Below are 25,597 nucleotides of genomic sequence, written 5' to 3'. Positions count from 1 at the left end.
CCCCCTCTAAATAAAACTCTCTAATTCTTGATGAACAGTGACTTCAAGTACCCCATTATTTACCTGCACGACAAGTACAGTTGTTCCATTCGGGATTTGCTCTCCATCAAAGCTTGATGCTGGTTTGGCAATTCTTCCACTTGTACTATCAATCATTACTTCCCCAAAGCCATCAGCAGGGATAGGTGTGATTACGGTCCCTATTCGTCCCCTTAAGTCTGATTCTTTATAGACCAGAGACTCCTCCGCAGAGGATAATGGTACGAGTACAAATACATTTAATAAGGTGACGATCATAAAAGCGGCAACTGCTGAGATTCCTAAAATGAGTAAATAATGTAGGGATGATAGCTTTTCAAACAAATAGCCGCTAGCAGATAAGACCGTGATAAAGGCAAAGATTAAGACTGGATTGAGAAAGTGAAGTCCCCCATCACCCGCTCCGTGGAAATGAAAGACATCTGCAAACAAGACATACAGAATGGTTAATACTCCCGAGATAATCAAGCCATACAAATAAATGGTTTCCAAAGAAATGCTAAAAGGTTCCAAAGGCATCAGTCCCTTCTTATGTAGGTACCATATTTACGTTTGAATGTGGAAAAAGTTTCATTTTTCTTCAAATATTTACCTAATAATTATAAATTCAACATTGAAACTTAGTATCCTGCAGTAGGATGAGGAGATATTATGAACAATTTTCCTGCCAATTTTGCGATTGGCTCATTTTGGGGAAACATTGGCTTATATTTTGGGTAGATTGGCTCATTTTGTGGGAGATTGGCTCATTTTTGAATCGGATTGGCTCATTTTCAAAGGGTAATGGCTATTTTTCCAAATACTAGAAATATCAACAACAAAAAAGTGCCATAGCTCCCCGAGCTACAGCACCTTACTGAATCATATTCAAAAACTTCCTGGTTCGTTCTTCTTTTGGCTGGGTGAAGATGACCTCTGGCTTATCTCTTTCGACCACTACACCTTGGTCCATAAAAATGACCTCATCTGCCGCTTCACGGGCAAATCGCATTTCATGGGTGACCACAATCATTGTCATACCTTCTGCGGCAAGATCCTTCATAACCTTTAAAACTTCACCGACAAGCTCGGGGTCAAGCGCAGATGTTGGTTCATCAAATAGCATGACCTCTGGCTCCATTGCGAGCGCCCTGGCAATCCCGACGCGCTGTTGCTGGCCGCCTGAAAGCTGTGCAGGGTAATAGTCCACCTTATCCCCAAGACCCACCTTCTCTAATAGAGACAGAGCCTTTTTTCGAGCAGCCTCTTTACTTTCACCCTTCACCACCACTGGTCCTTCCATCACGTTCTCAAGGGCCGTTTTATGTGGGAAAAGATTATAATTTTGAAACACCATTCCGGTTAATCGCCGGAACGAGGATATATTTTTTTTCGCAACTGGCTTTGAAAAATCAAGACTCTGACCTTCGATGGAAATAATCCCTTTTGTAGGAGTTTCCAGCACATTCAAGCAGCGAAGCATAGTCGTCTTTCCGGAACCGGACGGCCCGATGACAACCACCACTTTTCCCTTCTCCACCTCAAGGTCAATTCCCTTTAACACTTCTAATTGACCAAATTGTTTATATAGACCTTTAATTGAAATCATCGTAAAACTCCCTTTTTTCCGTTAATCCCCATGCTAAGCTCCATATCGATCCAGTCTTCTTTCCATAAAACCTTGAAGGACGGAAAGGAAAAAGCAAATGACCCAATAAAGGAGTGCCGCTTCGGAATAGACCAATAAAAATTCATAATTGGTTGAAGCAATCTCCTGAGCGCGGCGAAACATTTCAGTTACGAGCACAAGTGAAGCAAGTGATGTATCCTTTACAAGACTGATAAAGGTATTCGATAAAGGCGGAATGGAAACTTTGGCTGCCTGTGGCAGAATAATTCTTCTTAATGCTTGCGTATAGGACATGCCAATGGAATACCCCGCTTCCCACTGCCCTTTCGGAATAGAAAGAATCGCTGCCCGGATAATTTCTGATGCATATGCACCTACACTAAGAGAAAATCCAATGACCGCAGAAATAAATGGATTAAGGGTAACACCTAGATTAGGAAGTCCATAAAAAATAATAAATAATTGCACTAACAACGGTGTTCCTCGAATCGCTGAAACATAGACCCTAGCAATACTTTGCAATACCTTTACATGAGAAATCCTAGCTAATGCTGTCAGCACAGCCAAGGTTAATCCGCAAATAAAGCTAATAATGGTCAACGGTATCGTATTTAAAATAGCTCCCTCCAGCATAGGCTGAAGGGAACTTTTAGCGATATCAAATAACTTTTGTGCTCTTTCTGGGTCAGTAAAAATACTATTTAAGTACATCTTCACCAAACCATTTCTCTGAGATTTTTTTATACGTACCATCATCGATGATATCTTTTAACACCTTATTCACTTCATCCACAAGCGTATCGCTTTTCTTTCTAAACATAAATCCGCTAGTTGAAGCATCATCACTAGTTGCAGCGACCTTAACCGGTGCATCTGGCTTACTCTTTTTAAAATCTAAGAATGTTAGCTTATCATTGATGGTTACATCGACACGTTTTTGAGCAAGCAGTTCAACCGCTTGTTGGAAGCCTTCTACACCAACAATATTAGCTCCCAGTTTTTTCGCCATATCTGCATAGTTACTTGTCAAGGACTGAGCAGAATTTAATCCTTTGATGTCTTCAAAGGCTTTTACCTTATCATTGTCCTTGCTTACAATTAATACGGCAGATGACGTAATGTACGGATCAGAGAAATTATATTTTTCCTGACGGTCTGGGCGAATTCCTACTTGGTTTGCAATCATATCAAAACGCTTGGCATCCAGTCCGGCGAACATCGCATCCCACTGTGTTTCTTTGAATTCAGCCTTAACACCCAGACGCTTAGCGACTTCTTGTGCAAGTTCCACATCAAATCCAGTTAAGTTTCCACTTGTATCATGGAAGGTAAATGGTGGATATGTACCCTCAGTACCAATAGTAATCGTTCCATCAGCTTTTATTTTTTTCAATAAGTCCCCGTCAGCTTTTTCAGCTGTCTTTTTATCTGAATCCTTTTTATCTTTATCAGCATTCTCGTCTTTACCACATGCTGATAGAACAAACATAAAGCTTAATAAGAGTGCAAATAGTACAGTTAACTTTTTCAATCTTAAAACCCCCTAATCCTGATAGTTATTGTAGGATTTAATTATCATATTACATCCATTCCTATCTGTCAAAAGAAATAATTGTTAGGAATCAAAATTATTTTGCCCTTTTTATATAAAAAAAACCTATCAGAGAATCCCTGATAGGTTAGTTATTTATGCGGCCTTTTGTTGCGCCTTATTCGTCCTTGTCTTTTTCAAGAGTGGTCCGTAGAATAGTATTCCGCTTGCTAATAGGATCATTCCGTACATGAATGTTTTCATATCCGCCGTTCCTGCGATGATGACCCAAACCGAATAAATGGTTGAAAGCAGAGCGATGATTCCATCTGTGATTCTGGATTTATCCCCATTATAGGTATCTCCTGTAACAACTAATTTCAGTTGATAGACAGACGAGATAAAGTATGGAACTAAATACGATAAAGTGGCAATGACAATAACAAAATCAAATGCACCTGAGATTGATTTTGAAATCGTAGAGAAAATGAACAATTGACCTAAACCGTTTGAAACAATCATTGAAAAGACTGGTATACCTTTTTTATTTTCTTTTAAGAAAGCTGGAAGGAACAAGCCCTGTTTTGCTGCTTGATACGGAACCTCTGCACTTAACATTAACCAACCAATCGTTGATCCAAATAAGCTGATTAGTCCCACTGCTGCTAACACTTTCCCACCAATTGGTCCTAGTACAGTAGAAATCGCATCAATTAATGGCTTATCCGAGTGAATAAGTGTGTTTTGGTCTAACATCCCCATCACTAAAGTACTGATTCCGATGTATATTCCAAGCGCAATAATTAATCCAAGTATTGTCGCACGTTTGACGTCTGTCTGTTTTCTCGCACGTGAGGCAAAAACGACTGCTGATTCCACACCAATAAATGCCCATAAGGTATTAACTGCTGCGTTGTTAATTTGTTTCATCATACTAATCGAGTGACCAGCGTCATCGAGTCTTTCTGCCATGAATGGAAGCATGTTACTTTTTTCAAACGCAAACAAACCAACGATAATAAATAAGATAAATCCTGCAACCTTAGCTGCCGTAGCTAAAAAGTTTAATTTACCGGCACTTTCCATCCCGCGAAGAATAATGGTGTGTGTTCCCCATAATAGAATAGAACATACGATAAAGGTTAAACCATTCCCCACCTTAAGTGTAAAGTTACCAATGGTGAACCAGTCTGCCTGGCTTGTTAAAATCGGGAAAAAAGTAGATAAATATCCAGCAAAGGTAGTAATCATAGCTACGTTCCCTGCTAAGTTCCCGATCCAATAACCCCAAGTAGACATAAACCCTGATAAAGTAGATGCATGTGAACCTTGTTTAAACAAATCTTTTGCATATATTTGCGGTCCGCCTTGTAATTTAGGTTTACGTACCGCCAAGTTTCCGAATACGAGCGCAGTCATTAATACACCAAGACCAGTTACAAGCCATGCAGCAATAACGCCAGCAGGACTTGCTGATTCTGATAAAGAACGTGGAAGCATAAAAATACCCGAACCAACCATGTTACCAACAACCAGTGCGGTTAGTACCCAGAAACCTAACTTATTTGCTTTCCCCATGCTGTTAACACCTCTCCGATGAAATGTATATTTTTATTGTGCAATAATTTTTGAAGTCGACAATTCATTGTATAAATATTAATAATCAACGGTTTCTAATATAGGATGATTCAGACTTTATGTCAATAGGAAATTTTATCTTAGTAAAGTGTTAAATCGTTGAAAATACCAAAAAAAAATAGTAAGTAATCAAACGTCGTGATCACATTACTATTTGAATATGCTCTATAGAACAGTTCCATTATATCTTCAATATGTTGTTTATCAAATATGAGGTTAATGGAAAATAGGATAGTTTTCGCCATTATATCCATCTCATCATTTTCGGCTCTTCTTCATCCTTATCTTCCTCATCGTATTCTTCTTCAGCGATCTTCCGATTTGAAAAATAAAAACTCTTTAAGATGAAATAGAAACCAAGTGTTTTAAAAATATGGCCCAAAAAATTATCCAGATCAAATACACTTTGATAGATGGTAAAAACTAGCTCGGTTAACAGTAAGTAAACAAAAGCAAGCGCCAGCGCAAGTATCGCTTCACTTTTTTCTAGATGATATTGATACAATGTCCTAATTAAAGAGACAAAAAGAATAAAACTGATCCCATATTCGATTCCATTTTTCAATAGGGTGGTTCCTTTACCTTCTACCATCAAGATAGGCAAGTTTTTTTCATAATAAATAACTAAGAAGCTGACAGTTAGTGCAATGATTATTCCAGCTAGTAAAGTCAGCGGGCGGTAATCCCTTGATAATTTTCGTTCAGGAATGAATAGGGTAGCTAAAATGAATAGTGACTGAAAAGTTCGTGCAGAAACCCAAAACCAGGTGGCTTTCGCGACAGAGCTTTCAGTAAAAAAATAAGGCATCCCTTTAAAGGATAAGGTGTGGAGCAGGTCAAGTGTCCCTACTATAAAGAATGTAAAAGATAAGAGGAGCATTCGACTGGACTGATTCTTCTCAAAGCTTTTCAATCCATACAAAAGTATAGCTGCAGAAATAGCGATGCTAAAGCTCTCTAAAAGCGTATGAAAACCAACATAGTTCGCGGGGTTATAAAAGACAGCAATTTGCGCTTGAAATACATGAATCATCATTAGTAAAACGATGGCCAAAACCGAAAAGATTAGAAATCTCCCTTCCGTTATTTTCACACCGGTTACACCACCTTTGACATCTTGTTTTACTTTATTATAAAAGCAGTTGACTACAAATGACGGTCATACTTGTAGCTGTTTTATGAATTTTACAAAAAAAGAGGCTGACTCATAAGGGGTCTGACACCACTAAAAATGCAATATCTAGACTAGATTTCACTAGGTTTTAACTAGATATTGAATTGTGGGGTCTGACACCTTTGTTTTTGAGTCAGCCTCTTTTGGTTTATTTCCACCAGTCGTCAAACATAGTAGCAGGCATCTGACGCTTGTGCTCCGTCATGAGATATCGTTTTTCCACTTTTTCAGCCACTTCTTTGGAGACAGGTTTTCCTTCTAGATAGTCATCCAATTCATCATAAGTGATTCCTAATTCTGTTTCATCTGCCTGACCAGGTTTTTGATCGAGGAGGTCTGCCGTTGGAACTTTTAAATAAAGACGCTCATCTGCACCAAGTTCTATTAGCAAGGCCTTCCCTTGGCGTTTGCTTAATCCAGTCAACGGCAGGATGTCCGCTCCACCGTCTCCATACTTGGTATAAAAACCAGTCACTGCTTCTGCTGCATGATCGGTCCCAATAACAAGCAGCCCCTCCATACCGCCGATTGCATATTGGGCAATCATTCTCATTCTCGCTTTTACATTTCCTTTATGATAATCACTTAATGGCTCCCCATCAATGCTAGCGTTATATTCATTTTGAACCTCGTCCACGGCTGTTTTTATATTAAAAACATGCTCACGGTCTGCACGGATAAAGGCTAATGAACGCTGTGCATCCTCCTCATCTTTTTGCAAGCCATATGGAAGACGAACAGCAATAAACAAAGCATCTTTTCCTTCACTTCGCAATTCTTCCACTGCCAACTGTGCCAATCTTCCAGCGAGTGTAGAATCTTGACCACCGCTAATCCCTAGTACATATCCCTTAGCCTTGGTTTGTAGCAGGTAATTTTTCAAAAAGTCGATTCTCTTACGAATCTCCTCTTTTGGTTCAATGTTCGGAGTAACATGTAAATCCTTCATAATTTGTGCCTGTAAATCCATTGATTGTACCTCCTGACCAGATATTGATATATGTAATGTACCACAACTACGTTTCATTCGCTTATTATTTAACTGCTTGTTCTGGGTATGCGGACAATCATCTTTCATTTTTAAAAATAAGCTATGTTAAGGAACATTGCTGATTTTTATACCCTGTTGATTGGAGCGGAAGGCGCGAAGACTCCTGTGGGAGTACGGTTCAGGGGAGACCCCGCAGGCGCAAGCGCCGAGGAGGCTCGCCGAAACGCCCACGGAAAGCGAAGCGCCTGGAGCGCATATCAACACACAAGTTTAACAAAGCCAAATATAAATTAAAAATAGGACAGTGATGAGCATGTCGTTTTCAATAAGTATCGGCTGTTTCAAAGTAAATTCTATCAATAATAATGCAAATATTAATGTGGGACCAACAGTTCAAGACAGTAATACGGCAAATAGTAAACAAGTTGGCTGTACGATTAACTTTGGTGACCACTGCACAATTGTATCCAAACATGTATTCCAAAGTGTAAGCAAGGATTTTGAAGTAAACAAATAATTCCACATCGAAGGGTAATAGGTTTATAATCTATTACTATCGTGGCCATACTAACAAAAAATATGCCCGTGACCATCTACTAATTATGTTGTAGGGGTGCAAAAGTGAGGAGTTATGATAATGGAAGCAAAGACTTGTAATGAATCTAGAGTAGTAAGAACGAGCAGGATTTTCCCTAATGATGTCAACAACCATAATACGTTGTTTGGCGGTAAGTTAATCAGTGATATTGATATGATTGCTTCGATTTCAGCGGTTAGACATTCCCGGGCTGAATGCGTAACGGCGTCGATTGATTCGGTCGATTTCCTCAGCCCAATTACGCCGAAGGACTCGGTATGCATTGAGACGTTTGTTTCCTATACAGGAACTTCGTCAATGGAGATTTTCGTCAAAGTCATTGCCGAGAACCTGATGTCAGGTGATAGAAAAATTGCAGCCACCGCCTTTTTAACGTTTGTTGCGTTAGATGACAATGGTAAGCCAACAAAGGTCCCTTCTATTATTCCTGAAACAGAGGAAGAGAAGAAGCTATTTGAAACGGGGAAAGATCGGGCGGAAAAGCGGAAAGAACATCGAAAGAGCAGTAAGGAACTGGCCGGGGTTTTTACCACGATCAAGCCTTGGGAATAAAAAAAGTTCGCGAAATTTTCGCGAACCTTTTTTATTAGGAACCCTACTCCGGATTTAATTCACTCTTGCTCTTCCAGGTCATGACTCCATCTTCTTCATCAATCTCGATTGTTACATCCACGACCCCTTTTTCAGCCATGATTTTTTCTTCTAAACGGTCCTTAATATCATCGGCAGCTGCAACAGTTAATTTCGGATCCACTTCAATTTCCAATTCAACGTGAAGGTCTTCTCCCTCTTTGATGACCGTAATCCCTTGAATATCCTTCACATCAGGGTCAGCCATAACAAGTGCTCCTATTTTATTCTCCATCTCTTCATCTGCTTGTCCTATGACACCTGCAGCATTATCTAAAAACACCTTACCCACCACGAAAAACATCATCGCCCCGATGATCATAGAAGCGATTCCCTCTAGTTGGTGCAAATCGGTGTAATGAGATATAACAACCGCAATTATCGCTAACAAACCACCCAACGTTGCAACCAAATCCTCCATGAATACGAGCTTTGTGGCAGGCTTCGCTCTACCCAAATTAGCAAAGCTTTTTCCAAACACACTTAGACCGCTTGCTTCCACCTCAATTTCATGCAAGATTTCCTTCATCGCCTTAAACAGGACAAACGTTTCCAAAAGCGTTGCCACCGCAAGAACTATAATATTAATGGCGAAACCACCAGACTCGGTTGGATGTACCACATGGTGATAGCCTTCTTTTATTGTTTCAAAGGCCATGATTCCAACGATTAGGACAGCCCCTAAAAGGACAAGATTGACTAAACGGCCAAATCCATTTGGATATTTTTCTGTAGGTGCCTTTTTACTTAAAGCGGAGCCGATAAAAACAAAGAACTGATTGGCGGCATCCCCTAAACTGTGCATCGTTTCAGCAAACATCGCGACATTTCCAGTATACATAAAGGCTACACCTTTAATAATTGAAATGACCGAATTAATAATAGCTGCGAGCATGGCTGACTTATTTCCACGCTTTAATAATTGAAATATTTCTCCCATCGTATCCTCTTTTCTTTGCTAAAGTATGTACTCTTACTATTTTCAAAAATAACATATTTCATGATAAATAACTTGATGGACTTTTCAGGAAAAGGAAATTTTTTAAAATTAATGTTATTATGGATAAAAATGACAGGAAGTTGAGGTCGCTAGATGAACTTAGATGAATTAATGCAAAAGCTCGAGGAACTTGGATCCGAACAGACAAAGAAAACATTTATGAATCATGGTGCGAAGGGAACTTTCTTTGGTGTGAAAGTGGGAGATTTAAAAAAGCTTATAAAATACGTGAAAAAGGATCAAGAATTAGCTTTGGCACTTTACAACACAGGTAATCATGACGCTATGTATTTAGCAGGACTTTCTGTAAATCCAAAGCTGGTAGAAAAAGAAACGCTTCAGGAGTGGGTGAAGAACGCCAACTGGTATATGCTTGCGGAATATACGGTGGCAAGCGTGGCGGCTGAAAGTAATTTCGCCATGGAACTGGCAAGGGAATGGATGAAATCAGAAGGAGAGATGACCGCCGTTGCCGGGTGGAGTACATATTCTAATTATTTATCGATTACACCTGATGAAAAGCTGGACCTTGCGGAAATACGCACGCTCTTGAAACAGGTTGAAACAACGATCCACTCAGAAAAGAATCGTGTTCGTTATGTGATGAATAATTTTGTCATTTGTGTTGGAGCTTATGTTTTGGATCTTTACGAAGAAGCAATCCGGGTTGCCGGAGTAATTGGGAAAGTCCATGTAGATGTTGGAAACACTGCCTGTAAGGTACCGCTGGCTACCGATTATATTAAAAAGATTGAGCAGCGTGATAAAATTGGGGTCAAGCGGAAGACTTGTATCTGTTAAGTGGAGTGGGAATTTTAAAAAAAGTGAGCTAAAGTCGATGTAGACTTGTTCTACTTTTACTTTTCCTTCAAAAACGCGAGCTAAAGTCGATGTAGATTCGCTCTACTTTTACTTTCTCTTCAAAAAAACGAGCTAAAGTCGATGTAGACTCGTTCTACTTTTACTTTTCCTTCAAAAAAGCGAGTTAAAGTCGATGTAGACACGCTCTACTTTTACTTTTCCTTCAAAAAACGGGCTAAAGTCGATGTAGACTCGCTCTACTTTTACTTTTCCTTTAAAAAAACTGGCTAAAGTCGATCTAGACTCGCTCTACTTTTACTTTTCCTTTAAAAAAACGGGCTAAAGTCGATCTAGACTCGCTCTACTTTTACTTTTCCTTCGAAAAAGCGAGCTATAGTCGATGTAGATACGTTCTACTTTTACTTTTCCCTTAAAAATGTGAGCTAAAATCGATGTAGACACTTTTTGAGCAAAAAAATCAAATTAAAAAGGGTCGCTTAGCTTTATAATTCTACGCGACCCAATGTTCCATCTATTAAACGTTCCTTAAAACCAAATACAAGCGCTCATTTCTTGTATTTTGCTCGTCCGCCGTTGCTAAATCATACTTCTTCAGCAAATGGAACACTTCGTTCAAAAGCTCCTGAGAATGCTCACCTGCAAAGAACTGATCAAATAATTGCTTCATGCCCTCCGGTAAAAATTCAGCCTGAGACTCGTACTTACTTTTCACATCTTCTTGTGTATGGTTCAACTTACACTCGCCCAACTTACATCCTCCTCAAAACTACATCATACCCCTAGCATATCAGAAAAAAGGACAAATAAAAAAGCCCACACAAGGGCCTTTTTACGTTTTCTTCGCATCCGTCTTCGTTTCGGTCACTTCTAATACATCCAATAGGAAGACGAACACTGGAATCCCGATAATCAGACCCCATATTCCAAAGAAGTGTTCTGAAAAAATCAGCACAATGAACGTATAGAAAACAGGAAGATTCGTCTTTGAACTCATTAAATTTGGATTTAAGATATAAGCTTCCACACCATGAATGATCATAATGGCAATACCCACATACAATACCTTCATCATACCGCCTATACTATAGGCAATAATGACAAGCGGTATAAGTGAAATAATGACACCGGCAACAGGGATTAATCCCAATATGAAAATCATAATGGACAATCCGCCTAATTGCGGAAAGTCAAGCAGCCATAGGGAAATCGTCGTTAAAGTACAGTTAACCACGGCAATAATTAATTGTGCCTCAATGACTTTACCAAAAGTACGAACAAATTTCTGAGCGAAGAATTCAATTTCCGCATAAAACGGTGCAATTTTACTCGTCTTGAATTTCTTCGTAAATTCGATTAAGCGTGGTTTTTCTAATAAGAAAAATAAACTCATTAATAAAGCTAACAACACTTGTAACGTAATTTTACTAATATCAGTAAAATATTTTAATACAAACTGAAAGCCTTGTTCCAGATAACTAGAGATCTGAATTTCTTCAATTCGCTTGACTACATAATTTAAAAAGATATTATCATGCTTTGATGTGTAAAAAGCGGTTAGCTGCTTAATTAACGCCGTAATCTCACCGGCAATCATTGGCAGGTACATCACCAAACCATAGGATAGCAACCCGACAATACACGCATAAGATGTAACCACAATCAATTTACGATTGAGAGGTATTTTTCTCTCAATGAATTGAACTAACCGATCCATTAGAAAGGTAAAAATAAACGTAAGTAAGATTAAATTAATCATCGATTGCATCGCATACAAAACAAGTGCAATTAGGACAAAAATTGATATTCTCTTAAAACCACTGCTGTTCAAAATTTTATTTATCATAGGAAATTATCGGACCCCATTATTTATACTATTAACTGCATGTTAATTATATCAAACCCTGAAGCATTTTGTCCTACCTAAATGCTATCTAACCGTAAATTGGACCGGCGTCATGGAGCTATCGATCGCTTTACCTTCGTACCCCTGTTTACTTAAATAGTCAAGTAAGGCTGGTAAATGAGCCAGCGTCTCCTTTCTTTCGTGCATAAGAATGACGATCGGTCCATTATGGTTAGCTAACTTTGCTAATTGTTGTTTGACACTCTCCACATAGCGTGCATCTTTATAATACCAATCTTTGCTGTCAATATTCCAATCCCACATTAAGTAGCCATTATCGGTAACCGCTTTCCGGTACTCTGCAGTCATGCCTGGTACACTACCATAAGGTGTTCTCATAATATACGAATCGACCCCCGAAACTTCTTTTAGTGTATTTCGGTTTTGGGTTAATTCATTGATTACCGATGTGGCAGATGCATAGAAAACCTTTTGATTGTGGGAGACACTATGAAGTGCCACTGTCTCTCCAGATTGGACCATCAATTTTACCGCGTTTGGATATCTTCTTATATTGCCGTCAATCATAAAGAAGGTCGCTTTGTAGTGGAATTTTTCTAAAAGCGCGATAATTTCCCCAGAAAACGCAGCTGGACCATCATCGAATGTTAAGTATATCGTTTTCTTACCTGCTGCAGCTGGCTGTGCATTAGCTGGTTTCGTTTCCGTTGATGGCGGTTTTGTTTTTTCTTGGTCCTTTGGTGTTGTAGGCTGTGTTGAAGGCTGTGTTGTGGCAGTATCAGTAGTTGTTTTTTCAGGAGCCTTAGTTGCCTCTCGCTCTTGTTTATTTCTCCCAACCATCGCTTGCTCTTGTTTCTTGTGAATCATTTCTTTCTCAATCCGTAAATCATTGGTATTCTGAACAATAGTTTCTGAGGTTTGACCAGGATGATTCATAAATTCATTTTTTTCTTGAGTAATAGGTTTACTGGCGGCTTTTGCCTTAAAATAGTTGTTCACAAATACCCCTGCAAACAAGAACCCAATTGCAAAAATGACAATAACTATTGTCCCTTTGGTCCATCCTTGCTTTTGATCCCCCATGTTTCATTACCCTCTTTGATGTTTTATGTCTTTCTTCATTATAGACGAAGCTTCTCTTGAATTGTTACTATTCTATTAAAAATATTACAATTCTATTAAAATATAACTTTTATATCAGCACATCCTCCAAAAGTCTTGAGCTGATAAATTTCCCCATTTCTTATATACCCCACTTTTTACCAATCTATTATAACAGGTAAATTTAAAAAATGTACCAGTGGACAAAATTTAAATCAGAAATTTCTAAAAGAAGGACAGGCAAATTACCCTGTGAACTGACATACATATCATTGAACGGGATTTTCTTACTAGACGAAATTCCTCTTAATTTTGAGTTATGGAGGTGAAGTTAGTGTCAGGTGGGCAAAAAGCACTCTTTTATATCTTATCTATACTTATACCTGTGGTCGGGATCGTGCTAGGAATTATTTGGATGAACGATCAAGATCCTGAAAAGAAGGCTGTCGGAAAAACCTGTTTATACATTGCTTTAGGTATGATCGTTTTGAGCTGTATCTGTTGGTTCGCTCTTTCTGCCTTCTCGTTTTTACCGTTTATGTCGGGGTATTAAAAAAGTGGAAAAACCCAATTCATCTCTTCAAGAATTGGGTTTTTCGTATAGGAGTGATACTCGTTGTTACACGAACTATTGGATTTCTTCGGAAGAGCCATCTGTCACCAACTAGAAGATCGATCACTCCAAATTTCAGGAGAAACTCTTTCCGTTTGCGCCCGTGATACAGGTATTTATATTGGGATTTTTTCCTCACTTACGTATTTGCACTTCACTAAAAGAAAGTCAAAAATCACCATACCTACAATTAAAGTAAGCTTCTTTCTTCTATTATTAATGACCCCCATGATGGTTGACGGCCTAGGCTCCTATCTGCATTGGTTTGAAAGTGACAATATCAAACGATTAGTGTCAGGCACCAGCTTTGGTTTTGTTTTGCCCTATTTTCTATATCCGTTGCTTTCGTCAAGGTCGCTTGATAATGATAGTGAGCCGGTGGTTAAGGGAAGCTGGGATTTGTTTGTGCCGATGATTCTAAGTGTAATCATTAGTGTTGTCGTCTACTGGGGTATGGTCCCCTATTATGCTATTAATAGTTTTATTATTGTTACTATTATCATTTGGTTTAGTATGTTTGCTTCTGGACTTTTTCAGTGGGTACACAACCATCGGTTAAGAAGGATTATTTCAACTTTCATTGGTTTATGCATTCTTATATTTCTATCCAATTTACATTTGTGGGTCCTATAATCAATTACACCAAACATAAAAACATCGGTTATAAAACAAAGGGTAGATGAACTCAAAAAAGTTCATCTTTTTTTATATTTTTTCAATAACATATCTTGTTTGTTCACTATTTATACATACCAATCCCCATCAATTACCAATATGATAATAATATAGATATCTAGAGAAAGAGAGTCAGGGCCGATGATGAATAAACAGACGCGGTTACAGATGATTACGGAGCTTATTTCTGATCAGGAGGTAAAGACACAGGAAGAACTGGGGCAATTGCTTTTAGAGAACGGACTGCCGGTTACTCAAGCAACAATCTCGAGAGACATCCGGGAGCTGAAACTGGTCAAGGTTCCTTCTAAGGATGGCAGTCTGAAGTATAGCTTTAAGGTGGATCATGACCATTTAATTACGGAGAAGTTTCGCCACAAGCTGAAAGATGCACTGATTAGCATTGAGGTAATTAACTATTTTATTATCATCAAAACACTTCCTGGTCATGCCCATTCGTTTGGGGCCTTGCTGGATTCCATGGACCTGGAGGGAAAAGCTGGAACCATTTGTGGAAATGATACTTGTTTAATTATTTGCCGCACTCCTCAAGAGGCGCAACGAATGGAAGATCAGCTTGAAGTTTATCAAAGGTAAGGCCAAAACCATACACACGCCAAGGGAGTGATAGGATGATCAACTCATACGTGGAAAAGATGGATGTGCTTTCTGATTTACAACAAATTGAACTATTAAAATGTCTTGCAGTAAAAACACTAAAAAAATATCTCCCTTACTTCTATTTTCGCTCCTACAAGAAAAATCAACTCCTCTTTATGCAGGGAGACCCGCGCGATAAACTCTTTTTTTTACTAGACGGATATGTCATGTATGAACGCAGCAGCCAGGATGGCAGCATGCTTTATTTGGACTTTATTAAAAAGAACCAAATGTTTCCTTACGGGGGCATCTTTCAGGATCAGGTGTATCAGGACACGGCCATTGCCGTTACGGATGTTCATTTGTACTTCATTCAAACACACGTTGCCGAAGAACTGTTGAAGGCCAATCCAAAACTGCTGCTCTATATCATTTCTAAACTATCAGACATTCTTAATCTTCATCAAAAACGCGTTCAAAAAATTCTCATCCCGAATGCACAGGAACGGGTGCTACATTCACTCCAGTTTTTAATGGAGGACCTGGGCGAAAAGGATGGTGCCAGAATCGTCATCCCCTGTCCTCTCACGGCCACTAACATTTCTAAACTATCTGGAACCACAAGGGAAACCGTTAGTTTACTAATGAATCAATTAAAACGAGAGAATATTATATCCGTTACGGGTAAAAAAATTACCATCCATCAACCTGACTATTTTAAAAGCATATAAAAGGGCTGGCTCCGCGAGAGTCAGCCCTCTTTGTTTGCTCAAGTAAGTTTTTTCAATATTAGAACTTTATATGTGAACGATCTTTGTCATTCAGCCATTATTCAGCATATGGGAGTCGAAAAAATCGATTTCCATGTATATATACATAATTATACAAACCCGTTTATACGTTCAACAAAAAACTGTAAGGATTATTACATTTTGTTTGTTATGAACCTTACAAAGGCAATCGCTTTCAATGCTTAGAATGAAGGTGTAGCAAGGATTCTATCAAAAGGAGGAAGAACGATGAGCAGTACAGCCGAAATCACTTCTCAGAGGGATATGCAGACAAAATTAAAGCACCCGATCCATGTTACATCTGAAATCGGAACATTACGCTCGGTGTTGCTGAAACGGCCTGGAAAAGAAGTTGAAAATTTGACGCCTGAATATCTGCAGCGACTCTTATTCGATGATATTCCCTATTTACCAATCATCCAGCGCGAGCATGACTATTTTGCCGAAACCTTAAAAAATCGAGGTATTGAAGTTCTTTATCTCGAAAAATTGGTGGTTGAAACCTTAAGTAATCCAAACATCAAAAAGCAGTTTATTGATGATATTTTACGAGAAAGCAAGGCCAATGTGAACGGAGCTTCTCGCGTGCTAAAAGAATACCTACTCTCTTTTTCCACAGCAGATATGGTGGATAAGATGATGAGCGGGATTTTAAAGAGAGAAATTGAGCCCGAGAAAAAGGCTCACCTTTATGAATTCATGGAGGATCACTATCCCTTCTATTTAGATCCAATGCCTAATTTATATTTCACTCGTGACCCAGCAGCTTGTATTGGCAATGGCTTATCCATCAACAAAATGCGTGAACCGGCAAGGCGCCGCGAGTCCTTATTCATGCAATACATCATTAAATACCATCCACGATTTGCTGGACATGACGTACCAATTTGGTTAGACCGTGACTTTGAGTTTTCGATTGAAGGCGGCGATGAATTGATTCTTAGTGACGAAGTCGTGGCGATTGGTGTATCCGCCCGCACCTCTGCCCGTGCGATTGAAAAATTAGCTCTTAACCTTTTTAAGAAGCAGGATTCAATTAAAAAAGTGGTTGCCGTGGAAATTCCGAAGTGCCGCGCCTTTATGCATCTTGATACGGTGTTTACAATGGTCGATTACGATAAATTTACTATCCATCCTGAAATCCAAGGGCCTCAAGGTAATATGAATGTGTATATTCTTGAAAAAGGCAGTGATGACGAACGCTGTACCATCACACACCGGACGAATCTTCAGGAAACATTGAAAGAGGTTTTACATTTAAATGAGCTTGTCTTAATTCCTTGCGGTGGCGGAGATGAAATCGCTGCCTCCCGTGAACAATGGAATGATGGTTCAAACACATTAGCCATTGCACCAGGCATCGTCGTGACTTATGACCGTAATTATATTAGCAATGATTTATTACGCCAGCATGGCATTGAAGTACTCGAAATCACCAGTTCCGAACTATCCCGAGGCCGCGGCGGCCCACGCTGTATGAGCATGCCGATTGTACGAGAAGATATCCGACGTTAATTTTCAGGCTGTGTTAAAAAACATTGTTGATTTTTATACCCTGTTGATTGGAGCGGAAGGCGCGAAGACTCCTGTGGGAGTACGGTTCAGGGGAGACCCCGCAGGCGCAAGCGCCGAGGAGGCTCGCCGAAACGCCCACGAACCGCTCGCGCCTGGAGCGGAAATCAACAGACAATTTTAACAATGCCTATTTTTATATAAAAGGAGACGATATTGATGTTAATTACTGCCCCAAAATTACATGGAAGAAGCTTTCTTGCCGAAAAGGATTTTACAAAAGAAGAATTTGTTTATCTCATTGATTTGGCTTTCAAACTAAAGGATGAAAAAAAACATGGCATTCCCCATCGCCACCTAGAAGGAAAAAACATCGCGTTGCTTTTTGAAAAGCCTTCTACCCGCACCCGCTGTGCCTTCACAGTAGCCTGCGTGGACCTGGGTGCCCATCCTGAATATCTAGGAAAAGATGATATCCAGCTGGGTAAAAAAGAATCGATTGAAGATACCGCTAAAGTGTTGGGCCGGATGTTTGACGGAATTGAGTTCCGTGGCTTTGAGCATAAAAAGGTAGAGATGCTAGCAGAGCATTCGGGTGTGCCTGTCTGGAATGGGTTAACCGATCGCTGGCATCCAACGCAAACACTTGCTGACTTTTTAACCGTAAAAGAAAACTTTGGCCGCTTAGAAGGAATTAAATTCGTGTATGTTGGTGACGGTAGAAATAATGTGGCCAACAGTCTGCTCGTTGGGGGTGCACTTGTAGGAATGGATGTGCGCATCTGCACACCCGAATCGTTGTTCCCAGAACCTGAGGTCATTGAACTGGCAGAAAAATTCGCCGAGCAGTCAGGCGGCCGGGTAACTGTCACAAGCGATGTAGAAGAAGGAGTGGCTGGTGCTGACGCCATCTATACAGATGTTTGGGTTTCCATGGGGGAAGAAGATAAATTCGCTGAACGGATTGCTCTGCTGTCGCCTTATCAAGTAACGAGGGACATGATCAAGAAAACAGGCAATGACAAAGTGATTTTCCTACACTGTCTCCCTGCCTTCCACGATCTTGAAACCAGTTATGGCAAGGATATTTACGCGAAACATGGAATGCCAGAAATGGAAGTGACTGATGAAGTCTTCCGCAGCGAGCATTCCAAAGTATTCGACCAAGCGGAAAACAGAATGCATACCATCAAGGCGGTAATGGCTGCGACACTTGGACATTTAGAATAAGCGGTTAGGAGTTGGGTGTCTGGCACCCTTCTCCTTCCCGTTTTACCAAACGAATGGAGGAAAAACATGAATCAGATCTCCGAACAACTCATTTCTGAGCTACGAAAGGTAGAAGGTGAGTTTCACCATGAATTAAAGCAGCTGGTTGATATCCCTAGTGTAATCAGTGAACAGGAGGATGGTTTTCCTTTTGGAAAAAATATTGATCTGGCTTTGAAAAAGTCATTAGAAATCTGTGAAGAGCTTGGATTCCGGACGTATGTTGATCCGAAAGGTTATTACGGGTATGCCGAAATTGGTGACAGTGAAGAAATGATTGGTGTTCTCGGCCATTTGGATGTGGTACCCGCTGGTAAGCTGGAAGATTGGCACACTCTTCCCTTCGATGCAACCATCATAGAAGGCAAAATGTACGGTAGAGGAACACAGGATGATAAAGGACCGACACTGGCCGCCCTTTTTGCCACGAAAGCGTTAATAAATCTCGGTGTTTCATTTAACAAAAGAATTCGGTTTATCTTCGGTACAGACGAAGAAACACTATGGCGCTGCATGAACCGTTATTGTGAGCTCGAGGAAATTCCCAGCATGGGCTTTACTCCCGACTCTACCTTTCCGTTGGTTTATGCTGAGAAAGGCTTGCTGCAATTTCATTTAGAAGGAACTAACGAAACCAACCTTCGATTACAAGCGGGCAATGCCTTTAATGCGGTGCCTGACACCGCAAGATATGCCGGAGAAAAGCTAGATGAGTTACGAGCTGCTCTTGAGGAATTAGACTTTGATTACGAATTAGCTACCGGTGAAGTCGTGGTCCTTGGCAAGGCTGTTCATGCCCAAGTTGCGGAAAAAGGAATCAATGCGATTAACAGGTTAATACTGGGGTTGAAAAAGATTGGATTCACCTCAAAATCGATGGAGTTTATTAATGACTTAATCAAAGAAGATGCGTTTGCGATTAATATTTTCGGTAATTGTGAAGATGAACCATCAGGTAAGCTAAAGTTCAATGTCGGAAAAATAGAGTTAACGGAGGAAATTGAGCAGTTATCCATCGATATCCGCATTCCTGTGACTGCTGATAAACAAGAAATCGTTAACCAGATCTCCCAAGCTGCAAAAGAATACGGGTTAACCTACAAAGAATTTGACTATCTAAAATCGATTTATTTACCAAAGGATTCATTTCTAATCAAAACCTTAATGAACGTTTACCAGGAAGTAACTGGGGATACCGTTTCCGAACCGATTTCTTCTGGTGGTGCCACCTATGCTAGAGCCATGGAAAACGTCGTGGCCTATGGCGCCATTTTTCCAAACCAAGCAAAAACCGAGCATCAGCCGAATGAACATATTGAATTAGACAAAATGTTTACTGCGATGTTGATTTACGCAAAAGCCATCTACGAATTAACTCGATAGGTATGCCATTTGACTAATGGAGGAATACTCATGAAAAAGTTCAAGATGCCTACCGCTTATACGTTATTATTCCTGATTATTGTTGTAATTGCTGCCTTCACCTGGGTCATCCCAGGTGGGCATTATGATACAAAAGTGGATAAAGCGACGGAAAAAGAAATTCCTGTCTCTGGAACCTACCAGCAGCTCCCAAGTGACGAACAGACACCCCAAGGGGTGTGGGAAGTGCTAAATGCTCCGATCAACGGCTTTTTCGATGCGAAGGATATTGCCTTGTTCGTTCTAGTGATTGGCGGTTTCTTAGGGGTAGTGATGAAGACGGGTGCGATTGACGCCGGGATTACTCGGGTCATCCGCAAGCTAAAGGGACGAGAGCAATGGCTAATTCCGATTCTTATGGTTCTATTCGCAATTGGTGGTTCCACCTACGGGATGGCAGAGGAAACCATCGCGTTTTACCCCATCCTCATTCCAGTACTGATAGCAGCAGGCTATGACGCTTTAACCGCTGTCTCGATTATCGCCCTTGGTGCAGGGGTTGGTTGTTTAGGATCCACCGTTAACCCGTTTGCTACGGGGATCGCTTCTGGATTTGCCGGAATATCAATTGGAGATGGGATGGGACTTCGCCTCATCATCCTTGCAGTCACGCTTATTTTCACAATTATTTTCGTCATGCGTTATGCAAAAAAAGTAAAGGCAGACCCATCTAAATCATTGATTGCCCAGCTGAAAACAGAAAATGAACAGCACTTTTTATCACAGAAAGCAGAAGAAGTTACATTTACCGGCCGTCATAAGGCCGTGCTTACGGTATTTGGTTTAACCTTTGTTGTCATGATCTTAGGAGTCATTCCATGGGCTTATAAATTTAATATTACTATTTTTGAAGATTTCACCAAGGCCGTAGCAAAAATTCCGTTCATTGGGAAATTACTCGGCGGGGTCCTTCCGCTTGGCGACTGGTGGTTTGGCGAGTTAACGATGTTATTCCTAACCTCCTCCATCATTATCGCTTTTATCTATAGAATGAAAGAATCTGAGTTTACTTTCACGTTTGTGAATGGGGCAAGAGATTTGTTAGGCGTTGCCCTCATCATTGGCATCTCACGCGGAATTACCGTTGTCATGGATGCTGGCGGTATGACTGCGACCGTGCTCCATTGGGGCGAAGGACTGCTTGATAACATGGGTTCCGTCCTATTTACCAATCTATCATTCTTGTTCTATTTGCCGCTATCCTTTCTTGTGCCATCGACTTCAGGTCTTGCCACTTTATCAATGCCGATCATGGCACCGTTGGCTGATTTCGCCGGAGTTGGCCGACATTTAGTGATTACGGCGTACCAGAGTGCATCTGGAGTGGTAAACCTACTGACCCCTACAAGTGCCGTTATCATGGGAGCACTGGCGATTGCAAGGGTTCCATATAGCACCTACCTAAAACATGTTTGGAAGTTAGTTTTGTCACTTTCTGTGATTGTGATGGTGATTTTGAGTATCGCCACCATTATTAGTTAATCGTTTATAAGGGCCATTTTTCAAAAAGAAGAGGGGTTTAATCATGACAAAGCAAAAAGTGGTGATTGCGCTCGGCGGGAATGCCATTCAATCGGGGGATGCAACTGCAGAAGCGCAGCAATTAGCATTGGAAAAAACAGCCCGGCAACTTGTTCAATTTATTGAAAAGGGAATTGATATTATTATCTCCCATGGTAATGGTCCACAGGTTGGTAATATTCTCCTGCAGCAAAAGGCAGCTGATTCAACGAAAAATCCGGCCATGCCCCTGGACACGTGCGGAGCGATGAGCCAGGGAATGATTGGCTATTGGATGCAGAATGCGATGGATAAAGTATTAAAAGAGCGCGGAATTGATAAAAATGTCGTCACAGTTGTAACAAGGGTAGCCGTGGATAAACAGGATCCTGCGTTTCTTAATCCGACGAAGCCGATTGGACCCTTCTATAGTGAAGTGGAAGCGAAGGAAATCATGGAATCAACCAATACCTGCTTTAAAGAGGATGCAGGACGTGGCTGGAGGCGGGTGGTTCCTTCACCGATGCCCGTGAGTATTTTAGAGCATTCCGTAATCAATTCATTAGTCGAAAAAGGCAACATCGTTATTGCGGTTGGTGGCGGCGGTATTCCTGTTTTAGAAACAGAACACGGGTTACTCGGAATTGAGGCGGTAATTGACAAAGATTTTGCTTCGCAAAAGTTGGCTGAGCTGGTAGATGCGGATGCGTTAATCATTTTAACTGCGGTTGATAATGTGTACATTGATTTTAACAAGCCAACACAGAAGAAATTAGAAGACGTGAGTATTGCTGAATTAAGGGCTTTTATAGAAAATGGTCATTTTGCTCCTGGAAGCATGCTGCCAAAGGTAGAGGCTGCCATTAATTTTGCGGCAACAAGTCCTGACCGCAAAACGATTATTACTTCATTGGATCAGGCGTTTCATGCTCTTGAAGGTAAAGCTGGAACTGTAGTGAGTTTGCGCGGTGCGGAAGTGTTGGCGTAATAGGAAAAACCCTCTTTGAACTCAGTTCAAAGAGGGTTTATATTTAATCGGTAGATTGAATGATATCAGGCTTTGACTGCACTTTCTGGTTGTAAATCGGTAAAATCACTAATACCCCGATAATAAACAAGACGGCTGACATTTCGAACGTTGTCACTAAGGAAAATTGCTCTTTTAGAACTCCAGCGAGACTCATTGTTATGACCATTGATCCTGCGAATAATGGACTTAAAATTCCGTTTACCCGGCCAATAAAGGCTTCTTCTGTATTTTGTAAAATCAAGGTGTTGATTCCAATTTGAATGCACGGCATCATGAGACCACTAAAAAACTCTGCAAGTAAAGTAATCCATAGATTTGTTGAGAATCCCATTACAGCAATACCTAAACCATTAACGAGCATTCCAAACACAAGGAGTCTTTGTGGTGGAACATTTTTAGCAAATATCATCGCGCAAGCCCCACCCAAGATCATTCCGACTCCATTGACCATAAGCAGCCACTGTAGGTTCTCTTTCGGGAGGTCTAATTGTTCAGTGACAAGAAAAATGTTTAGAGGATTAATAAATCCTACTCCAAGTCCTGCAGCCATAAAGCACATGCCTAATAGACTTAATTCTCTTTTTCCTAAAACATACTTTATTCCGCTTTTCATCTCTTGTAGTAAGGTAGATTCTCCTGCCTCCTCCATTGGACGGTCTTTTGGAAGGAAAGCAAGTGCTCCTGCAGAAAGCAAAAAGGCTACACCAGTAACAGCGATGCTGACGTCAATTCCAAACGATTGAAAGACGAATGTGCCAATAATCGGTCCTAATACCATGAAAAGAGCAAAAACCGTTTGATATACCGACATTGCACTTTGGACTTGGCTTTCTGACAAATGCATTTTAAACAATTTCATCCCTGATGGCTGGGAGAATTGTGAGAGTATGGCTGAGATTAATGTAGCGAAAAATACTACTTTCCATGTGCCCAATACTAGGGTAATCAGCACAACAAATATTGATATAGCACTTAAAATATCACACCACACCATCGTTTTTTTCGGTGCCCAGCGGTCTGCAAAGGTTCCGCCGATAAAGGAAAAGATGAAGATTGGTGCAAATTCAGCGACTGAAATCATGGAAACGGCGAATGCATCCCCATTTGTTTGATCCATAACAAAAAGTAAAACGGCAAAGTTCCGGACCCAAATTCCAATTTGAAGGAATAGTCCAGACATGATGATGGCTAAAAATACTCTGTTTCGGAATAAGTTGCCTGTTGATGAGGGTGTTACTTCTTTATTGGTTAAATCCATATAAAAACCTCCTGTTTAATTTTTGGACAGGAGGTAGTACTATACAATATTCGAGTGACATTATATCCCGTAATTGATGGGGAAGTAATGATCTTTCCGACTTGTATAAAAGTACAGACTAATCCTATCCAAGAAAAAACGATCGTATTTATCACGATTTTTTTCATCTAAAATAGGATTAAAAGATCATCGTTACAAGGTCACCCTTCCGCTTTTTGGTATTTTGATTGTATAGGATTTGAAGAAGTAAATCAAGTGATAGTATTTTTTGTTTGAGTCACCTCAGTTGACCTGTCTCATCATCCCCAGTTACCGTTCCAAGTCTCTCTCTCATTGGACGGGCATTAGTCCGTTTCACTAGTTACCGTTCTCAACTTTTTTCCGACCTGACGGGCACTAGTCCGCTTCACTAGTTACCGTTCTCAACCTTTTTACGACGTGACGGGCACTAATCCGTTGTACTAGTTACCGTTTCCTCCCTTTTTCTCCATCGATGGGAATTAGTATTCTTATTTTATTTATTAAAAAAAGACAAAATAAAAAAGACCAGCATTTCTGCTGATCTTGTTATCCACCTATGTATGGTGGAGACGGCGGGACGTGCTCTTCCATGCTTTCGTCATGGCACTGACTATATCTTGAACCTGCTTCAACAGGTCCCTCGGCGTCTTATGCGAAACATAAATTTACCTCTTCAAGGTATGGATTTCGCATCCTAGTACTACCATCAAAGCATGGCAGCCTATAAGTCGATACACGGCTGTTGGATTACTCCACATACCGCTCGGCATTGCCCTATCGCAAATCGTGCGACGTAGGTTTCACCGATAAAGCCGAATTTTCACTTATGTGTTACCACATAAGGCGACTAATTACTAATCGAACCCGCGTCCAAAGATATCGGCACTTAAGCATCTACGAGTGTAGTCGATATATTGGCGTTTCACTGATCCTTTTGCCTATCGACCGGCGTCCGGCCAGCTAGCCTGGTTGTTCTCTTCCTTCATCCTCAGGCGGTGGAATCCGGCGTAGCCCACTTAGAGTGAGTCCCTTACCCTACCACATGGGCAATGGAGGGAGGAACCGCTATGCAGTATTAAGCTGCGAAAGCGAAGTTGTTGTTAGTTTTGCCAGTTATGGCTTTGACGTTTTAACGAGGCCGATCCCCTCGACTCGCAACCTAAGCTCAAACTACCCCTGTCGAATCCGTAGCGTCCCCATTATAAAATGAGCTGAAATCTAATTAAAGGTTTCTGCATCAGACGTTAGGATTGCTCGAACGTTTGTAAGAGCAAAAGTTAATGTCGCGTCTCTTAGCGACAAACTTATTATAACACACTCAAAACATTTTTCAATTGTAAGTATCTGTAAAATAATTTCCAGTTCAAGAAATCGAACCCACAGCCTTACATCTTTTGACGATCGCGGAATGCTCGTTCAATTTCACGCTTCGCCTCTTTTTGCTTTAACACTTCACGCTTATCATAATTCTTCTTACCCTTTGCTAACCCTAATAAAACCTTACAGAAACCATTTTTTAAATAAAGCTTCAATGGAACTAAGGCATAGCCTGCTTCTTTCGTTTCCCCAATCAGCTTATTGATTTCACGTCTGTGAAGTAATAGCTTACGTGTTCGTAATGGGTCATGATTAAAAATGTTTCCTTGTTCATAGGGGCTGACGTGCATTCCAAAAAGAATAGCTTCACCATTTTGAATTCTAGCATAGGCATCCTTTAGATTCACTTTTCCTGCGCGAATCGATTTAATCTCAGTTCCCTGTAGAACAATTCCCGCTTCATATGTTTCTTCAATAAAGTAATCATGGTAAGCCTTCTTATTTTGAGCGACTACTTTTCCTTCACCTTTTGGCATCGTTTTTCACCTCGTCTTACCATCCATTTTAACAGAACAGACAAACGACTACAATT

At 40.4% G+C, this 25,597-nt stretch carries 25 protein-coding genes and 1 other RNA gene; 12 read left to right on the top strand and 14 right to left on the bottom strand.

Features of this window, described 5'->3' with window-relative positions; all coding sequences use genetic code 11:
• Window positions 1-6: 6 nt before the first annotated feature.
• From AC3A54_RS12950 to nadE, 7 genes are all read right to left on the bottom strand, one after another.
• Complete coding sequence (locus AC3A54_RS12950; protein ID WP_487654777.1) at window positions 7-552, bottom strand: NfeD family protein; 546 nt, start codon at window positions 550-552, stop codon at window positions 7-9.
• 340 nt (window positions 553-892) lie between these two features.
• The gene (locus tag AC3A54_RS12945; RefSeq protein WP_487654755.1) at window positions 893-1,627 is read right to left on the bottom strand and encodes an amino acid ABC transporter ATP-binding protein; all 735 of its coding nucleotides are present in this window, start codon (window positions 1,625-1,627) and stop codon (window positions 893-895) included.
• Window positions 1,628-1,660: 33 nt separating this feature from the next.
• Window positions 1,661-2,359 carry an amino acid ABC transporter permease gene (locus tag AC3A54_RS12940; RefSeq protein ID WP_487654754.1) on the bottom strand — a complete coding sequence of 233 codons (699 nt, stop codon included), beginning with the start codon at window positions 2,357-2,359 and terminating at the stop codon, window positions 1,661-1,663.
• Window positions 2,346-3,179, bottom strand: a complete 834-nt coding sequence (locus AC3A54_RS12935; protein WP_487654753.1) for an amino acid ABC transporter substrate-binding protein — start codon at window positions 3,177-3,179, stop codon at window positions 2,346-2,348. Before AC3A54_RS12935 ends, AC3A54_RS12940 begins: the two co-directional genes overlap by 14 nt.
• Before the next feature lie 156 nt (window positions 3,180-3,335).
• A complete protein-coding gene (locus AC3A54_RS12930) occupies window positions 3,336-4,757 on the bottom strand; it encodes an amino acid permease (protein ID WP_487654752.1) in 1,422 nt (473 codons plus the stop codon).
• 304 nt (window positions 4,758-5,061) lie between these two features.
• Complete coding sequence (locus AC3A54_RS12925) at window positions 5,062-5,910, bottom strand: membrane-associated sensor domain-containing protein (RefSeq protein WP_335544713.1); 849 nt, start codon at window positions 5,908-5,910, stop codon at window positions 5,062-5,064.
• A 229-nt stretch (window positions 5,911-6,139) separates the two neighbouring features.
• The gene (gene nadE / locus AC3A54_RS12920) at window positions 6,140-6,961 is read right to left on the bottom strand and encodes an NAD(+) synthase (protein ID WP_487654751.1); all 822 of its coding nucleotides are present in this window, start codon (window positions 6,959-6,961) and stop codon (window positions 6,140-6,142) included.
• Window positions 6,962-7,295: 334 nt separating this feature from the next.
• Between nadE and AC3A54_RS12915 the strand changes: the two genes are divergently transcribed.
• Window positions 7,296-7,499 carry a spore germination protein gene (locus AC3A54_RS12915; RefSeq protein WP_487654750.1) on the top strand — a complete coding sequence of 68 codons (204 nt, stop codon included), beginning with the start codon at window positions 7,296-7,298 and terminating at the stop codon, window positions 7,497-7,499.
• A 120-nt stretch (window positions 7,500-7,619) separates the two neighbouring features.
• Window positions 7,620-8,132, top strand: coding sequence for an acyl-CoA thioesterase (locus AC3A54_RS12910; protein WP_487654749.1), 513 nt, complete (start codon window positions 7,620-7,622; stop codon window positions 8,130-8,132).
• Between the two features lie 43 nt (window positions 8,133-8,175).
• Here AC3A54_RS12910 and AC3A54_RS12905 read toward each other — a convergent pair whose 3' ends face one another.
• Window positions 8,176-9,150, bottom strand: a complete 975-nt coding sequence (locus AC3A54_RS12905; protein ID WP_487654748.1) for a cation diffusion facilitator family transporter — start codon at window positions 9,148-9,150, stop codon at window positions 8,176-8,178.
• A 153-nt stretch (window positions 9,151-9,303) separates the two neighbouring features.
• Between AC3A54_RS12905 and AC3A54_RS12900 the strand changes: the two genes are divergently transcribed.
• The gene (locus AC3A54_RS12900; RefSeq protein WP_487654747.1) at window positions 9,304-10,011 is read left to right on the top strand and encodes a DNA alkylation repair protein; all 708 of its coding nucleotides are present in this window, start codon (window positions 9,304-9,306) and stop codon (window positions 10,009-10,011) included.
• Between the two features lie 535 nt (window positions 10,012-10,546).
• Here the strand turns inward: AC3A54_RS12900 and AC3A54_RS12895 are convergent.
• From AC3A54_RS12895 to AC3A54_RS12885, 3 genes are all read right to left on the bottom strand, one after another.
• Window positions 10,547-10,780, bottom strand: a complete 234-nt coding sequence (locus tag AC3A54_RS12895) for a hypothetical protein (RefSeq protein WP_487654746.1) — start codon at window positions 10,778-10,780, stop codon at window positions 10,547-10,549.
• Between the two features lie 81 nt (window positions 10,781-10,861).
• Window positions 10,862-11,875, bottom strand: coding sequence for an AI-2E family transporter (locus AC3A54_RS12890; RefSeq protein WP_335547829.1), 1,014 nt, complete (start codon window positions 11,873-11,875; stop codon window positions 10,862-10,864).
• 84 nt (window positions 11,876-11,959) lie between these two features.
• Complete coding sequence (locus tag AC3A54_RS12885) at window positions 11,960-12,979, bottom strand: polysaccharide deacetylase family protein (RefSeq protein WP_335547831.1); 1,020 nt, start codon at window positions 12,977-12,979, stop codon at window positions 11,960-11,962.
• Between the two features lie 352 nt (window positions 12,980-13,331).
• Here AC3A54_RS12885 and AC3A54_RS12880 point away from each other — a divergent pair, with 352 nt between their 5' ends.
• The 9 genes from AC3A54_RS12880 to arcC all read left to right on the top strand — a co-directional run bounded on the left by AC3A54_RS12880 (window position 13,332) and on the right by arcC (window position 22,367).
• Window positions 13,332-13,550 (top strand): hypothetical protein, encoded by a 219-nt coding sequence (locus AC3A54_RS12880; RefSeq protein ID WP_308082580.1) that lies wholly within the window; start codon window positions 13,332-13,334, stop codon window positions 13,548-13,550.
• Between the two features lie 63 nt (window positions 13,551-13,613).
• Entirely contained in the window at window positions 13,614-14,243 is a 630-nt protein-coding gene (locus AC3A54_RS12875; protein ID WP_335547833.1) for a DUF2085 domain-containing protein, read from the top strand.
• A gap of 183 nt (window positions 14,244-14,426) precedes the next feature.
• Complete coding sequence (gene argR, locus AC3A54_RS12870; protein ID WP_487654745.1) at window positions 14,427-14,882, top strand: arginine repressor; 456 nt, start codon at window positions 14,427-14,429, stop codon at window positions 14,880-14,882.
• Between the two features lie 35 nt (window positions 14,883-14,917).
• On the top strand, window positions 14,918-15,616 hold the full coding sequence (locus AC3A54_RS12865) for a Crp/Fnr family transcriptional regulator (protein ID WP_487654744.1): 699 nt from the start codon (window positions 14,918-14,920) through the stop codon (window positions 15,614-15,616).
• A gap of 324 nt (window positions 15,617-15,940) precedes the next feature.
• Window positions 15,941-17,191, top strand: a complete 1,251-nt coding sequence (arcA, locus tag AC3A54_RS12860) for an arginine deiminase (RefSeq protein ID WP_487654776.1) — start codon at window positions 15,941-15,943, stop codon at window positions 17,189-17,191.
• Between the two features lie 216 nt (window positions 17,192-17,407).
• Window positions 17,408-18,418: an ornithine carbamoyltransferase gene (argF, locus tag AC3A54_RS12855; protein WP_487654743.1), complete on the top strand. Its 1,011-nt coding sequence runs from the start codon at window positions 17,408-17,410 to the stop codon at window positions 18,416-18,418.
• A gap of 66 nt (window positions 18,419-18,484) precedes the next feature.
• Window positions 18,485-19,840 (top strand): M20 family metallopeptidase, encoded by a 1,356-nt coding sequence (locus tag AC3A54_RS12850; protein ID WP_487654742.1) that lies wholly within the window; start codon window positions 18,485-18,487, stop codon window positions 19,838-19,840.
• Window positions 19,841-19,870: 30 nt separating this feature from the next.
• Window positions 19,871-21,361 (top strand): YfcC family protein, encoded by a 1,491-nt coding sequence (locus tag AC3A54_RS12845; protein WP_487654741.1) that lies wholly within the window; start codon window positions 19,871-19,873, stop codon window positions 21,359-21,361.
• Window positions 21,362-21,404: 43 nt separating this feature from the next.
• The gene (gene arcC, locus AC3A54_RS12840) at window positions 21,405-22,367 is read left to right on the top strand and encodes a carbamate kinase (RefSeq protein ID WP_487654740.1); all 963 of its coding nucleotides are present in this window, start codon (window positions 21,405-21,407) and stop codon (window positions 22,365-22,367) included.
• 43 nt (window positions 22,368-22,410) lie between these two features.
• Here arcC and AC3A54_RS12835 read toward each other — a convergent pair whose 3' ends face one another.
• The 3 genes from AC3A54_RS12835 to smpB all read right to left on the bottom strand — a co-directional run bounded on the left by AC3A54_RS12835 (window position 22,411) and on the right by smpB (window position 25,541).
• Entirely contained in the window at window positions 22,411-23,667 is a 1,257-nt protein-coding gene (locus tag AC3A54_RS12835) for an MFS transporter (RefSeq protein ID WP_487654739.1), read from the bottom strand.
• A gap of 876 nt (window positions 23,668-24,543) precedes the next feature.
• Window positions 24,544-24,878: a transfer-messenger RNA gene (gene ssrA, locus AC3A54_RS12830) on the bottom strand.
• 195 nt (window positions 24,879-25,073) lie between these two features.
• Window positions 25,074-25,541, bottom strand: coding sequence for an SsrA-binding protein SmpB (gene smpB, locus AC3A54_RS12825; protein WP_308082561.1), 468 nt, complete (start codon window positions 25,539-25,541; stop codon window positions 25,074-25,076).
• Between the last annotated feature and the right edge of the window lie 56 nt (window positions 25,542-25,597).

It is taken from the genome of Neobacillus sp. Soil_C_43 (assembly GCF_057656715.1).
The sequence above is the reverse complement of the archived record's forward strand: the minus strand, read 5'-3'. Positions and strand labels throughout refer to the sequence as shown.

Coding starts and splice junctions, on each gene's coding strand:
- AC3A54_RS12945 (WP_487654755.1), bottom strand. CDS start 1,627: ATGATTTCAATTAAAGGTCTATATAAACAATTTGGTCAATTAGAAGTG.
- AC3A54_RS12940 (WP_487654754.1), bottom strand. CDS start 2,359: ATGTACTTAAATAGTATTTTTACTGACCCAGAAAGAGCACAAAAGTTA.
- AC3A54_RS12930 (WP_487654752.1), bottom strand. CDS start 4,757: ATGGGGAAAGCAAATAAGTTAGGTTTCTGGGTACTAACCGCACTGGTT.
- nadE (WP_487654751.1), bottom strand. CDS start 6,961: ATGGATTTACAGGCACAAATTATGAAGGATTTACATGTTACTCCGAAC.
- AC3A54_RS12915 (WP_487654750.1), top strand. CDS start 7,296: ATGTCGTTTTCAATAAGTATCGGCTGTTTCAAAGTAAATTCTATCAAT.
- AC3A54_RS12910 (WP_487654749.1), top strand. CDS start 7,620: ATGGAAGCAAAGACTTGTAATGAATCTAGAGTAGTAAGAACGAGCAGG.
- AC3A54_RS12905 (WP_487654748.1), bottom strand. CDS start 9,150: ATGGGAGAAATATTTCAATTATTAAAGCGTGGAAATAAGTCAGCCATG.
- AC3A54_RS12900 (WP_487654747.1), top strand. CDS start 9,304: ATGAACTTAGATGAATTAATGCAAAAGCTCGAGGAACTTGGATCCGAA.
- AC3A54_RS12890 (WP_335547829.1), bottom strand. CDS start 11,875: ATGATAAATAAAATTTTGAACAGCAGTGGTTTTAAGAGAATATCAATT.
- AC3A54_RS12885 (WP_335547831.1), bottom strand. CDS start 12,979: ATGGGGGATCAAAAGCAAGGATGGACCAAAGGGACAATAGTTATTGTC.
- argR (WP_487654745.1), top strand. CDS start 14,427: ATGATGAATAAACAGACGCGGTTACAGATGATTACGGAGCTTATTTCT.
- AC3A54_RS12865 (WP_487654744.1), top strand. CDS start 14,918: ATGATCAACTCATACGTGGAAAAGATGGATGTGCTTTCTGATTTACAA.
- arcA (WP_487654776.1), top strand. CDS start 15,941: ATGCAGACAAAATTAAAGCACCCGATCCATGTTACATCTGAAATCGGA.
- argF (WP_487654743.1), top strand. CDS start 17,408: ATGTTAATTACTGCCCCAAAATTACATGGAAGAAGCTTTCTTGCCGAA.
- AC3A54_RS12850 (WP_487654742.1), top strand. CDS start 18,485: ATGAATCAGATCTCCGAACAACTCATTTCTGAGCTACGAAAGGTAGAA.
- AC3A54_RS12845 (WP_487654741.1), top strand. CDS start 19,871: ATGAAAAAGTTCAAGATGCCTACCGCTTATACGTTATTATTCCTGATT.
- arcC (WP_487654740.1), top strand. CDS start 21,405: ATGACAAAGCAAAAAGTGGTGATTGCGCTCGGCGGGAATGCCATTCAA.
- AC3A54_RS12835 (WP_487654739.1), bottom strand. CDS start 23,667: ATGGATTTAACCAATAAAGAAGTAACACCCTCATCAACAGGCAACTTA.
- smpB (WP_308082561.1), bottom strand. CDS start 25,541: ATGCCAAAAGGTGAAGGAAAAGTAGTCGCTCAAAATAAGAAGGCTTAC.